Origin of the sequence: Lysinibacillus sp. BF-4, from assembly GCF_000743635.1 — a bacterium.
In the GTDB taxonomy this organism is placed as follows: Bacteria; Bacillota; Bacilli; order Bacillales_A; family Planococcaceae; genus Metalysinibacillus; species Metalysinibacillus saudimassiliensis.
In genome coordinates, this window is record NZ_JPUW01000010.1 from 44519 (window position 1) to 57532 (window position 13014).

At 37.6% G+C, this 13014-nt stretch carries 10 protein-coding genes and 1 pseudogene; 1 reads left to right on the plus strand and 10 read right to left on the minus strand.

Annotation, left to right across the window (positions count from 1 at the left end):
- Positions 1 to 38: 38 nt before the first annotated feature.
- From sufU to sufC, 4 genes are read right to left on the minus strand one after another with little or no spacing between them, the layout of a single operon-like run.
- Complete coding sequence (gene sufU, locus CH76_RS05480; RefSeq protein WP_036143997.1) at positions 39 to 476, minus strand: Fe-S cluster assembly sulfur transfer protein SufU; 438 nt, start codon at positions 474 to 476, stop codon at positions 39 to 41.
- Positions 466 to 1695, minus strand: a complete 1230-nt coding sequence (locus CH76_RS05485; protein WP_036143999.1) for a cysteine desulfurase — start codon at positions 1693 to 1695, stop codon at positions 466 to 468. The genes sufU and CH76_RS05485 overlap by 11 nt, the downstream gene beginning before the upstream one ends.
- Complete coding sequence (gene sufD, locus CH76_RS05490; protein WP_036144000.1) at positions 1695 to 3002, minus strand: Fe-S cluster assembly protein SufD; 1308 nt, start codon at positions 3000 to 3002, stop codon at positions 1695 to 1697. Before sufD ends, CH76_RS05485 begins: the two co-directional genes overlap by 1 nt.
- Before the next feature lie 18 nt (positions 3003 to 3020).
- Entirely contained in the window at positions 3021 to 3803 is a 783-nt protein-coding gene (gene sufC, locus CH76_RS05495) for a Fe-S cluster assembly ATPase SufC (RefSeq protein WP_200877333.1), read from the minus strand.
- Positions 3804 to 4139: 336 nt separating this feature from the next.
- Between sufC and CH76_RS05500 the strand changes: the two genes are divergently transcribed.
- Positions 4140 to 5042 carry a LysR family transcriptional regulator gene (locus tag CH76_RS05500; RefSeq protein ID WP_036144004.1) on the plus strand — a complete coding sequence of 301 codons (903 nt, stop codon included), beginning with the start codon at positions 4140 to 4142 and terminating at the stop codon, positions 5040 to 5042.
- Positions 5043 to 5075: 33 nt separating this feature from the next.
- Here CH76_RS05500 and CH76_RS05505 read toward each other — a convergent pair whose 3' ends face one another.
- The 6 genes and pseudogenes from CH76_RS05505 to CH76_RS05530 all read right to left on the minus strand — a co-directional run bounded on the left by CH76_RS05505 (position 5076) and on the right by CH76_RS05530 (position 12881).
- On the minus strand, positions 5076 to 7052 hold the full coding sequence (locus CH76_RS05505; RefSeq protein WP_036144006.1) for a cellulose biosynthesis cyclic di-GMP-binding regulatory protein BcsB: 1977 nt from the start codon (positions 7050 to 7052) through the stop codon (positions 5076 to 5078).
- Between the two features lie 5 nt (positions 7053 to 7057).
- Positions 7058 to 8315 (minus strand): annotated as a pseudogene (locus CH76_RS05510) (glycosyltransferase).
- Positions 8308 to 9609 (minus strand): hypothetical protein, encoded by a 1302-nt coding sequence (locus tag CH76_RS05515; protein ID WP_152553291.1) that lies wholly within the window; start codon positions 9607 to 9609, stop codon positions 8308 to 8310. Before CH76_RS05515 ends, CH76_RS05510 begins: the two are co-directional and overlap by 8 nt.
- Before the next feature lie 100 nt (positions 9610 to 9709).
- On the minus strand, positions 9710 to 10549 hold the full coding sequence (locus CH76_RS05520) for a diguanylate cyclase domain-containing protein (protein ID WP_036144011.1): 840 nt from the start codon (positions 10547 to 10549) through the stop codon (positions 9710 to 9712).
- Entirely contained in the window at positions 10530 to 11594 is a 1065-nt protein-coding gene (locus CH76_RS05525; RefSeq protein WP_051910251.1) for a hypothetical protein, read from the minus strand. The genes CH76_RS05520 and CH76_RS05525 overlap by 20 nt, the downstream gene beginning before the upstream one ends.
- A 132-nt stretch (positions 11595 to 11726) precedes the next feature.
- Positions 11727 to 12881: a dicarboxylate/amino acid:cation symporter gene (locus CH76_RS05530; protein ID WP_036144013.1), complete on the minus strand. Its 1155-nt coding sequence runs from the start codon at positions 12879 to 12881 to the stop codon at positions 11727 to 11729.
- Between the last annotated feature and the right edge of the window lie 133 nt (positions 12882 to 13014).

A 13014-nucleotide genomic window follows, 5' to 3' on the forward strand; every position in this document is an offset into this window, starting at 1 on the left:
ATTACATCAATTGTGCTATGACTGCCCCTCAAAAACAATTACTTGTCTTCTGTAACGCCTTTTTCCATTGCCTTCCATGCAAGTGTTGCACACTTAATGCGGGCTGGGAATTTAGCAACGCCTTGCAATGCCTCAACGTCACCTAGGTCGTATTTTTCGTCGTCGAAGTCTTCCCCAAGCATCATTTTCGAAAAAATATCTGCTAGTTCAACAGCTTCTTCAACTTTTTTATCTTTAACAAGCTGTGTCATCATTGAAGCAGAAGACATTGAGATTGAACAACCTTCGCCGTCAAACTTTGCATCTTTTACAATGCCGTCTTCTACTTGTAACGTTAAATGAATACGGTCGCCACACGTTGGGTTGTTCATATCAACTGTTAGTGCGCCGTCCTCAATTTCACCTTTGTTACGTGGATTTTTATAGTGATCCATAATAACAGAGCGGTATAACTGATCTAAATTATTAAAAGACATCGTTAAAATACTCCTTCGCTACACGTAGGCCTTTTACTAACGCGTCAATATCTTCTTCACTGTTATACATGTAGAAGCTTGCGCGCGCTGTCGCTGTAGCTTCAAGCCATTTCATTAATGGTTGAGCACAGTGGTGACCTGCGCGGACTGCAATACCATTCATGTCGAGCACAGTAGCAACGTCATGTGGATGCACGTCATCAAGATTAAACGTTACTAATCCGCAACGTTTCATTTCGTCTTTTGGTCCGTAAATTGTTAGGCCATCAATCGTTGACATTTGATCCATTGCATAGCGAGCCATTTGGTGCTCATGTGCCGCAATTGTATCAAGACCAATTTCATTTAAGAAATCAATCGCTGCCCCTAAACCAACAGCACCAGCAATAATTGGCGTACCACCTTCAAACTTCCAAGGTAGCTCCTTCCATGTTGACTCGTAAAGCCCTACAAAGTCAATCATTTCACCGCCAAATTCAACAGGTTCCATGTTTTCTAAAATCGCCTTTTTGCCATATAACACACCAATACCTGTTGGTCCGCACATTTTATGACCAGAGAATGCTAAGAAATCGCAATCTAAGTCTTGTACATCAACCTTCATATGTGGCACGCCCTGTGCGCCGTCCACTACCATAATTGCGCCATTTTCATGTGCAATCTTAGCAATTTCTTTCACAGGGTTGATTGTACCAAGCACGTTAGACACCATCATAACCGAAACAATTTTCGTTTTAGGTGTCACGACTTTACGTACAGTATCAAGTGAAATTGTACCGTCTGGCTCAAGGTCGATATATTTTAATACGGCCCCTTTTTCCTTTGCGAGTTGTTGCCAAGGAATAATATTGGAATGGTGCTCCATGTAAGTGATAACGATTTCGTCACCTTCTACAATGTTTTGACGACCATAACCTGAGGCAATCGTATTAATAGAGGTAGTTGTACCACGTGTAAAAATAATTTCTTGTGTCGAAGCTGCGTTAATAAACTTACGCACCTTCTCACGTGCTCCCTCATAATCGTCCGTTGCGCGGTTACCTAAAGTATGGACACCGCGGTGGACGTTTGCGTTATTAAATTTATAGTACTTGTCAATCGCTTCAATCACTTGGATTGGCTTTTGTGAAGTTGCTGCACTATCTAAATATACGAGCGGATGCCCGTTAATTTCTTGGTCAAGAATAGGGAAATAGCTTCGAATAGTAGTATTCATCATTAGCGCACTTTCCTTTCAATAACCTCCGTCAGTTGCTTTTTAACGCCCTCAATTGGAAGTTGAGTTACAACTGGCGCAAGGAAACCATGAATGATTAAGCGTTCTGCTTCTTGTTTTGAAATACCACGGCTCATTAAATAATAAAGCTGGCTTTCATCAACACGACCTACAGAAGCTGCGTGACCTGCTGTTACATCATCTTCATCAATTAGTAAGATTGGGTTAGCGTCACCGCGTGCTTTTTCTGACAGCATAAGTACACGAGACTCTTGCTGTGCATCTGAGCGTGTAGCGCCTTTTTCAATCATACCAATACCATTGAAGATTGATTGAGCTGCTTCTTTCATTACACCATGCTTAAGAATGTGGCCTGTTGTATCTTTACCCCAGTGACGAATCTCTGTTGTAAAGTTTTGTTTTTGCTCTCCGCGACCGACAACTACTGTTTTACTATCAGCTGAACCATTATCGCCTACTAAGTGCGTAATGTTTTCTGATACTGTATTTGAGTCACTCATTAAACCAAGAGCCCAGTCCATTTTACCGTCACGACCAACACGTGCACGACGGTTAACATATGTTGTAAAACCTTTCGCTAATACATCAACTGCACCGAATGTTACTTGCGCGTTGTCGCCTACAAGTACTTCAGCTACAATATTTGCTTGGCCTTTTGCTTCTTCAACTGTAGATACGTATGTTTCTACATATGTTACAGCAGCACTTTCTTCTGCAACTACGATAACGTGGTTGAATAATGATGCTTCTGCATTATCATGTAAAAATACTGCTTGTAGTGGCTCTTCAATAACAACATTACGTGGTACATAAACAAATACGCCACCATTTACTAATGCTGCATGAAGCGCTGTTAATTTATGCTCATCTACTTTTACAGCTTCTGTCATAAAGTATTTTTGTACTAAATCACTATGCTCACGCATTGCTGTGAAAATATCTGTAAAAATAACACCTTTATCCGTTAACTCTTGTGCTACTTTGTGGAATGCTGGCGTGTTGTTGCGTTGCACATATACGTTATGTTGTGACTCGCCATCTACTAAAGCCGCGACTTCTGCTGGTAGTTCAGTTAAAGCATTTACTGTATCGCTCTCAACTGTCCAACTTGGGAAAGTAGTAAAATCCCATTTTGTAATATTTGTTTTGTCTGGTTTTGGCATCGCTAATTCAGCCGCTTGTGCGAACGCTGATTCACGTAGTGTAGTAAACCATGCTGGCTCGCTGTTTGTTTCAGAGAACGAGCGCACATCGTTTGCTGTTACAGCCAATTTCATTTCAACTGTCATGCTCTTTCGTCCCCCTTATTAAGCGTCTTGTTCTGCTTCTTCTTCGATACCTAATTCTTGTTTAATCCAGTCGTAACCTTCTGCTTCTAAACGTTGTGCAAGTTCTGCACCGCCAGATTTAACTACTTTACCTTGCATCATAACGTGTACTTTGTCAGGTGTGATGTAGTTAAGTAAGCGTTGGTAGTGAGTGATCATTAAGCAACCAAAACCTTCGCCGCGCATTTCGTTAATACCTTTTGATACAACTTTTAATGCGTCAATATCTAAACCTGAGTCAATTTCATCAAGTACAGCGATTTTTGGTTTAATCATCATTAGTTGTAAAATTTCATTACGTTTTTTCTCACCACCAGAGAAACCTTCGTTAAGGTAACGCTGTGCCATATCTTCATCCATTTCAAGGAATCCCATTGTTTTATCTAATTCGCGGATAAATTTCATTAATGAAATTTCGTCGCCTTCTTCACGACGTGCGTTAATTGCTGAACGTAAAAAGTCTGCGTTTGTAACACCATTAATTTCTGATGGGTATTGCATCGCTAGGAATAGACCCGCTTTAGCGCGCTCGTCTACTTCCATTTCAAGTACATTTTCACCGTCAAGTTCAATTGAACCTGAAGTTACTTCGTATTTAGGGTGACCCATAATTGCAGAAGCAAGCGTTGACTTACCTGTTCCGTTTGGCCCCATGATTGCGTGTACTTCATTTGTATTGATTGTAAGATTTACACCTTTTAAAATCTCTTTACCGTCGATTGCAACGTGAAGATCTTTAATTACTAAAGTTGACATTAACAATACCTCCATAGTCTGTTCATGAAATGGTTGCCCATCCCTAAATTATTATCATTCTAATTCTAACTGAAAATGCTCCAGCTTGCAAACCATTGGATTCTCAATCGTAATTATTACTATAAACGTTATAAACAAAGTATTTACAAGAATTTTCTCATTCGTTGGTACAATAGCTTTAGTGAGAAAATATCTTCTCCATTTTCATTCGGAATTAGTTAATTGAGAATAAATATCATTTATGACATTCTGATAAATTTAACTGTAGCTATTGTTAGTTAACGCTTTTCGGCTATGCCAATAGCCTGTTTTGTTTTACTATAGAGTAAAGGAGTGACAGCTATGGAGTTACGTCAATTACGTTATTTTGTTGCGGTTGCAGAGCGCGAGCATATTTCAGACGCAGCGGTTGCACTCGATGTAGCGCAGTCAGCTGTTAGCAGACAAATCGCAAATTTAGAAAAAGAACTAGGCACCCCTCTATTTGAACGGGTAGGACGCAATGTACGCCTCACCGCTATTGGCAAAATTTTTTTCGAGCATAGTGTGCATGCTTTAAAAGCGATTGATGTCGCAGTTAAACAAGTTGAGGATTTTTTAGACCCTACACAAGGCGTTATTAAAGTAGGCTTCCCAACGAGTCTTGCCAGTTATGTAATGCCAAGCGTAATCTCAGCTTTTAAACGCGAGTACCCTGACATTGAATTTCATCTACGCCAAGGCTCTTACCGCTTCTTAATTGATGCAGTTAAAAATCGAGAGCTCAATCTTGCCTTCTTAGGGCCGCTACCTAAAGGAGAGCCTGACATTGCTTCAACCGTATTATTTAGTGAACAAATTTGCGCACTGGTTGCCGCTAACCACCCACTAGCTAAACGCGAGAGTATTAATTTGATGGAGCTACATGAAGACCCATTTGTATTATTCCCTACAGGTTATGTGCTACGTAAATTAGCAACAGATGGATGCAAACAAGCGGGATTTATACCAAACATCACATCTGTGGGTGAAGATTTAGATGCACTCAAAGGTTTAGTGGCAGCAGGTATAGGTGTGACGCTACTGCCTGAAAGCTCAATTTATGATTCTTCGGCACGTTTAACTGTTAAGGTGCCCATTAGCGCGCCTATTTTACAACGCTCTGTTGGCATTATTGCACCAACAAATCGCGAGCTTGCTCCGTCAGAGCTTGTATTTTTACAATTTGTCGAAAACTTTTTCTCTCACCTTTCTCAATTTCGTTAAAAAATGGTCAGCCTTTTGTGGGCCGACCATTTTTTATGCTTTCTTTTTACGCTTAGCTAGTAAATAAAGTATTACAATTAATAACAACAAACCTATAATAAAAATAGGGACAAGAGCCATAACTGATAATTTATTTTTCTTTTGGGTTGATTGTTCTTGCTGTGCAGGTGAGAACATTAATGGATTATCTCCCAACTGTACTGCAATTTCACTATTTTGCGTAACTTCTAATAATGTTGTAAAAAATTGTTTTTGTGAAGGTAAATCAGCTAAAGTAAATAGTACGAGCGGCTTATTTTTAGCCCAATGATTCTCTTGTATCATTACAGTATTTTTCGCTTCATCATCTATAAAGAATTGCTGACGCTTTTCGATTAGTTTTGTAATAACGCCATCTTTATCCAAGGCTTCAAGTTCATTTGCATCACCAATCAATAACAGTGGTTGCTTAAGTTCCTCAGCACTTACGGTAGTAGGTAATTGTAACGTTGTCTTAGCTACTTGCCCATTAACAATTAAACTTTTATAAAGCTCTACTAAAGCATTACTATCCGCTGTATCCTTTTGCTTCGGCACCACGATGGTTGCGCCTTCAGTAAACACTGTTGGAAAATCGCGTAGACTATAACCTGTTGTTTCTTCACTTGGTTGCCAACTAATCGTACTTTGCTCATCGATATATATCCAGTAACGTTCATTTGTGATTTCACAAGGATCAGATAAAGTAAAACCTGTAACCTCGAAATGCAGTGCCGTGACCGTTTTTTCATTTAATGCATCTATAGGAATGGGTAGTTTCAAATTATAATAGCCTTCTTTATCATCCTTTAATTTACTTAAATCATATGCAATAGGCACTTGATTAATATACATAATTAACTCTACTTTTCTTTCATCTTTCGTTGTAGGTATCACATCTGCTTTACGTAGTTTTACGTTCATATATGCTTTACTGCCCTTTTCTAATTTAGGGAAACTATAATAATATTGAATAGATTGCTCCTTCCCCGTCGCAAGTTCTAAGTTCTGAATACCTATCTCCTGAAAAGTAACGTAATTAGCCTCCTCTAATGGAAATGTTGGCAACACATCTAATGGCATTTTTTGTCCATGCCATTGCTCATACATTTTAATATTAACAAGCCCTTCACTATTTTGGATAGCTCGTTCTTCTGTATCACCAATCATTTTGAGTACAGGCACTGATTGTTGTTGTTGTAATACGTCAACTTGAACATAGTTGCCAGCCTCTTTAATAACTTGTTTAGCAAATGCTGTTGTAAATTGCTCCTTTGCGCCTAATAAAATTACCGGCCCTGTAATGTTGTTATAATCACCCTCACGTACAATTTGAACATTAGCAGTACCTTGCTTAGATAAAAATGCCGCTACTTGTAACGCTCTATTATGTAACGCTAAACTGCCTTCATTAGGAATAATAAGTGTGCTAGTTCTATTTTTAGTAGGAATGAAAGATGCTGGGTATTCCTCTAATGTTATTTCATCCGACAACGTATTATTTAAAGAAAGATAAGAAGGCATTTCAATTACCAACCAGTTACCTAATTCACCTGGTGCAGCACAAATCCCTTCTTTCAGTAAACCGTTAAATGAAGCGGTGATTTTATGTGTACCTTTTTTAAGTGCTCTTTTAGGCAACGTTACTGTAACATTTTTTATTTGCTCATTCGTTAATGCTACACTTTCTATCGTGACATCATCTACTGCTATAGAAAATGTAGAAGGGGCAATCAACAGTTTAGAATAACGAATATCAAAAGACACCTTATTTTCCCCATCTAATTGTTGTTCTGTAATTGTATAGAAAAAATCCATTCCACCTATCGGACCCTTTAACTCTATTGGTTGTCGAGATAGTAGCTGCTTTTGTTGATAGCTCGATGTTACCTCCATAGGTAAAGCTTCAACTTTAATTGTTTCTGCTTGTACAGGCATAGCTATCATAAAAATCAACCAGGCCATAGCCAAAATCATTAACTGTTTATACATATTACTCACTCCTCTCGCTTAAATCGCTCTGTTTTATACCAACGTACTTCCTCACCTGTGAACATACGCTTTGTTTCTAAATAAAGTGAGTTAAGCACTAAAATAATCCACATTTGTGAATAGGTGAAGTACATCAATACCACATAAAAAAAAGTTCTTCCACGTCATTTGTGACCTCTCAATACTTAGAGTAACCATGACCTCACCTAAAAATAATAATGCAGCCAAAATCCACAATACGAGTGAAACATTCCCTACAGTCAGTCCAATATCAAAAAATAAATTTATCAAAAATAAACTGTTAGATAAAATAACACCAAAGAAAAATAAAAAATAAGTAAAAAAGAAATAAAATAAATCAAAGATAATACTTTTTCGTTTCAATGTTGTAAATTGTTTAAGAAACTTCAATACAACATACTGATTACCGCGCGCCCACCTGGTTCGTTGCTTCCACCAAACTCCTAATGTTTCTGGCTCTTGCTCCCAAGTAATAGCTTTAGGAAAGAAGCGAATATGCCACCCAATATTATAAACGCGAATAGTTAGCTCTGTATCCTCTGCTAAAGCTTTTACATCCCAGCCTCCTAAATCTTCTAACACACTACGACGAATAGCGAAATTTGTGCCTGGAATAGTTGCAACTTTAAACCATTTCCACCTGCCACCTTGCGCCATCCATTGAAAACAAATTGTTTCTATATTAATAAATCTCGTTAACCATGTTTCATCTGCATTAACTACCCTAAACTTTCCTACTACTGCAGCGGCTTTAGCATCATTTACTAACCCCATAGCTAAATACCACACGGCTTTTTCTTCTGGCGTGTTGTCAGCATCATACACGACTACATATTCACTGTTTGATTGAGCAAGTGCCGTATTTAATGCTGAGGACTTGCCCTTCCCTTTATTTTCTCCTTCTGTTTCAATGGCTCGGATAAAGGGATATTTTTCTTCATATTTTTTTGCAATTCCTACTGTATTATCTGAGCAATTATCACAAATGACAATAATCTCGAGTTTATCTTTAGGGTAATAAAGACGAGACATTGCCGCAAGTGTTTGTCCAATAACAACTTCCTCATTGTGTGCTGGGATAAAGACGCTTAACGTAGGAACATCCTTCATGTTTTTTTCCCATTCTCTCATAGGTTTTTCAAAGCTTCTGTAATGCATATAGCCGCCTTGCATTAAAAACATATGATAGAGTAACATCGTCCAAATTAGAGTCAGTGAAATATAAAATAATATATCAGCCATGGTTGCTCCTTTCTTTAAACAATCTTTTACGTAAGGTTAGACGCATAAATAAAGTATTTATAAAAAATAAGACAACGAAAGCTAATACAAATAATGCCATACCCCACAATAATAGTTCTGCTGGATTATCTTGATAACGTTTAACAAGCATACGCCATTTCGGTGTATGTTGAATTATTTCAACACTTTCTCCTTGTATTACTGTCACATGTTCATTATCTATACGTAGCGGTAATTTCCGTAAATCTAGCCACTCATATTGCGCAATAGTATCTAAGCTAGCTATATATTCCTTTAGTTCACTGACCTTGCCATAAGCTGGGTATTGCAAAATTACTCCTACTGTATTTAAGCCTGTGTATGGACGTAGTTCTGCTGCAACTACCTCTTTAGCTACCGTGATATTCTCCACATTGTAACGTAAAACAATTGGGACATATTCAATGATAGCGCCACTCTTCGTTGGCAAATACGTATTAACTGTATTTTGTATACGCAATGGAATTCCCTCGTATTGATAGTTAGAGCCTATTGGGTATAGACCATCAATAGTAATCTCCTCAAAATCCATTGGTACTGAACCTAATCTTTCATTTTTCATAACAAATTTAGCACCATCTTGTTGTACTTGTCGCAACAATTTTACTAAAGGCTTATTATCGCGTAATTTAAAAATACGATTATTTTTATTATCTTTAATAGTTGTTTTAATTTGCAAAGTGATAGGTATATTCTCCTGTCGTAGAGCATCTATAATTTTTTGTAACCTCTCCACATTAGTATTGTAGTCAACATTTGTAATTAGCAGTAAGCTTGACTGTGCTATTACGTTTTGGTGATCTAATATTTTTTGAATAGCCTGTTTGGCAACTAGATGTGTCTTTTGTTGTAGAGCTACAGGTGCTAAATACAAGAAGCCTTCTTTTTGTATAACAGCTGGCACTTCCTTACTATAACTTGAAGCACTTGCAATCACTTCACTTTGCGGAGCAGTAAGCTGTCTAGTTAAAAATGGTTGGTCTAGTGTTTTACCTGCCAGCTTATATACCTCTACTTCCCCGGCTCGTTGCCAATCAGTCATTTGAGTTAGCTGAGGTATAATGTCACCTACTACTATTTTTATAGCTTTGCTAGCATTAATTTCAGCCCATATTTTAGCATCCAATACTAATTCCTCATTACTTATGAAAGCAATCACATCACTACTCTTGATTTGTTCTTTTGTAGGCATAATAGTAGATTCGACTTGCCCATAAGCTGCTAACTCATGGACAAAGCCATCAAGTATCTCCATTGCCACATCCTCACTCACTATCACTGTAATATGAAGCGGCTCTTTTGCCACAGCTGTAGGCGTCGCATATATCATTATAAAAAGCAAGACCATGAGTCGTTTATAATACATGCGACTTCATCTCACTTTCGGCTTCTACTAAAATTTGCTCTAACGTATGCTCTTGTTTTGGATAATACGTATAAAAAGCTGTACGGTAAGACAAGGTAATCCATTTACTAGACAGTAACTGATGTTCTAAAATAACCTCTTTCAATTTATCGTAAATAACGTCACGATACTCATCTGTAGTAGATGTTAACAATATAACTAACTCATCGTCTTTATATCGGAATTTTTTATCTGTGACACGTGATTTTAACTTTATCTTTCGGGCAAGTTCTTGCCACAGATGCAACACTTCATCACTACTGTATAAGCGTTTAAATTCTTTATAGTCTTCAATTTTTAAAAATACCAAAGCAAATGTTAAATCATAGCGATTTGCCAGCTGCATCTCGTTAAAAATTTCATTCATCATACGTGTTTGATTATCAAACCCCGTGTCAGCATCCACTGCTACGTATTTCATTAAGCGCTCCTCATACTGTTGTAAGCGCTTTGTTTGCTCCTTCATTTTGTCGTGGATTTTCCCCGCTACCATAGTTACTATCATCAACGTGATACCATAGTACAAAAACACATCTAAAAAGTACTGCACCTGGTGATTCATAGTAGTCCCTATGAGCATATTGTAAAATAAAATACTTCCACTAATGAAAAATAACGCCAATATTGCCATGAGTATGGGTAGCGCACCAAAATATAATCCCCCTATTATTAATAAGGCAGCAATAAATAACAGCACTAACCCTTCAATACTTCCCATTAACAAATATGTCATGGCACTGGTTATGCCTACTAATACTATTATCATTAACTTACTGATTGCTTCTTGCATTGCGATACACCTCCATTGCTAGCAGTGGCAATATATTATCAAATACATGGGTATCACCTGTATGTGGATTTATATACCCGCCATTTATTTGCATTTTTTCAAGCTTACTATTAAAGGTCTGGGCCATCACTATATCTTCTCGCTCGATATAATAAAGCAAAGCAAGCGCATAAACAGCCGGCGATTCATAAGTTACCGTAGGACGGTTGCTAATAGTATCATAACGACCAAACAGTTTATGATCACTTTGCCAGTGTTGTTGTAGCCATTTTGCAAAATCCGTAGTATCTATTGACCAACGTTCACTATTGAGCGCAGTGTATAGCTGATCTACAAGATGTAACTCCTCCTCAGTGACATAGGTAGCCGTTGTAATATCATAGGCCTTCGCATACGTCGCTCCTTGCTTTGCCTGTTGTAAAACTTGTTTATGCTTGCGTAACATCTCATCATCAATAATACTAGCTTCATAGAATTGTTGAAGTGCAACTCCATCTATATAACTGATTGTTAACGTTTTACTATGTACGCCATTACTTATATCAACAAAATCTGTAAGTAACCCAGTTTCAACTTGCTTATTTTTCAATGCTTTGCCTATTTGTTGAGCTAACGCTTGATAACTAGGTTCGTCAAAACGTTCGCTAGCTAAATTTAATAAGCGACTAATGCGTAAATCATCTATCAAGGCATTAACCGTCGATGTTTTATCACCATTTATTTCCCAACTAATTAAATCATCCATTACATAATAGTGCCGTAGTACAGCCACTTGTTCTGCAAAACGTTCGGCATCTTCGCACTCGTACAAATAATTGAGCCATAAACCAACTGTCTCTGATAAATAATTTTCTTTACGTTCTTTTATATCTGTGCGTATTAAGCCTACAGATGTAATGAAATTTTCAATAATAAATTTCTCTAAAGGCTCTGCATCCTTGGGCACTGTATGATTATATGATGGTGTTTCTACAGCTTGACACCCTACTACAGTTACTGATGCTATACTAGCAAGATATAATATAAAGTATTCCCTTCTTTTCATTACTTCACTCCTTTAACTTTTATAGGTTATCTCCCAAATAATCGTTTCTATTCTTACATTACCCTTATTTGACTTACAAAGTCCTATTAACAAAAAAACTCTTTCACAATAGTATGTGAAAGAGTTTATTGGTTATTTCTTACTAATTTCGTCAACGACTATAGATAAAGCACCATCACCCGTAACATTAGTAGCAGTACCAAAGCTATCCTGAGCAACATAGAGTGCAAGCATTAAGGCAAGCATAGTTGTATCAAAACCAAGCACTGTTTCTAAAATACCTAGCGCTGCAACTACTGCCCCGCCCGGTACACCCGGCGCTGCAACCATAGCAATACCTAACATAAAAATAAATTTCGTATATATCATAATATCAACGCCCATGCCGTTCATTAACAACACACCAATTGAACACGTTACTAGCGTAATCATACTACCTGATAAGTGAATCGTTGCAAACAATGGTACGGTAAAGCCTGCCACACGCTCTGAAGCACCTGTTTCCTTCGTTTGACGTAGCGTTACAGGAATTGTAGCTGCTGATGATTGTGTACCAACTGCTGTAAAGTAAGCAGGTAGCATTGTTTTCATTAGCTTTAATGGGTTACGTTTTGACATTACACCTGCCACTGTATATTGGAAAGTTAACATCACCCAGTGCATTACGATAATTAAAATAAATACAAGTGCAAATACTGATAAAACTTTTTTCACTTCACCCGCAAATGTCATATTCAAGAAAATCCCAAAGACATGGAAAGGTAGAAGCGGAATAATTACATAATTAATTACTTTTTCGATAATATCTTTTAGCTCCGCAAAGCCACGGTGTAGCACATCACTATTAACAGCTGCCATACCAATACCCATCACAAAAGCAAATACTAATGCAGTCATTACACCCATCATTGGATCAATACCAATATCAAAATAAGAAGCTGCCATGCCTGCACCTGGCTCTACAACATCATCGACCTGCTTAGACACAATTGTAGGCAATACACGACTCGCTACACTATAAGCAAAAAAACCAGCAATAATAGTAGATGTATAGGCAATTGCTGTAGCTAAGCCTAATAGTTTACCTGAGCCTTTACCAAACTCAGCAATAGCAGGTGCGATAAAACCGATAATAATCAGCGGCACTGCAAAGTTAATGAACTCGCCAAATACCGTATTAAATGTTGCAAATACACGTACAAACATTTCTGGCGCTATACTACCAAGTAGCACGCCGAGCGCGATAGCAATAATAATGCGCCCTAATAAACCTATCTTCACTTTCATTCTAAATGTCCTCCTAAAAAAAACAGCTGTACATATCCAATACATAGTAATTTACCATACTGACGTATTGAGTAACAGCCGTTAATTAAAGTTTAACTATTCTAAATAAAAAGAAAAATCTCCCGCATTATGT

Bases quoted from the DNA above. Each gene is read 5' to 3' on its own strand.
- sufU (WP_036143997.1), bottom strand. From the start codon at position 476: ATGTCTTTTAATAATTTAGATCAGTTATACCGCTCTGTTATTATGGAT.
- CH76_RS05485 (WP_036143999.1), bottom strand. From the start codon at position 1,695: ATGATGAATACTACTATTCGAAGCTATTTCCCTATTCTTGACCAAGAA.
- sufD (WP_036144000.1), bottom strand. From the start codon at position 3,002: ATGACAGTTGAAATGAAATTGGCTGTAACAGCAAACGATGTGCGCTCG.
- CH76_RS05500 (WP_036144004.1), top strand. From the start codon at position 4,140: ATGGAGTTACGTCAATTACGTTATTTTGTTGCGGTTGCAGAGCGCGAG.
- CH76_RS05505 (WP_036144006.1), bottom strand. From the start codon at position 7,052: ATGTATAAACAGTTAATGATTTTGGCTATGGCCTGGTTGATTTTTATG.
- CH76_RS05515 (WP_152553291.1), bottom strand. From the start codon at position 9,609: ATGGAGATACTTGATGGCTTTGTCCATGAGTTAGCAGCTTATGGGCAA.
- CH76_RS05520 (WP_036144011.1), bottom strand. From the start codon at position 10,549: ATGCAAGAAGCAATCAGTAAGTTAATGATAATAGTATTAGTAGGCATA.
- CH76_RS05525 (WP_051910251.1), bottom strand. From the start codon at position 11,594: ATGAAAAGAAGGGAATACTTTATATTATATCTTGCTAGTATAGCATCA.
- CH76_RS05530 (WP_036144013.1), bottom strand. From the start codon at position 12,881: ATGAAAGTGAAGATAGGTTTATTAGGGCGCATTATTATTGCTATCGCG.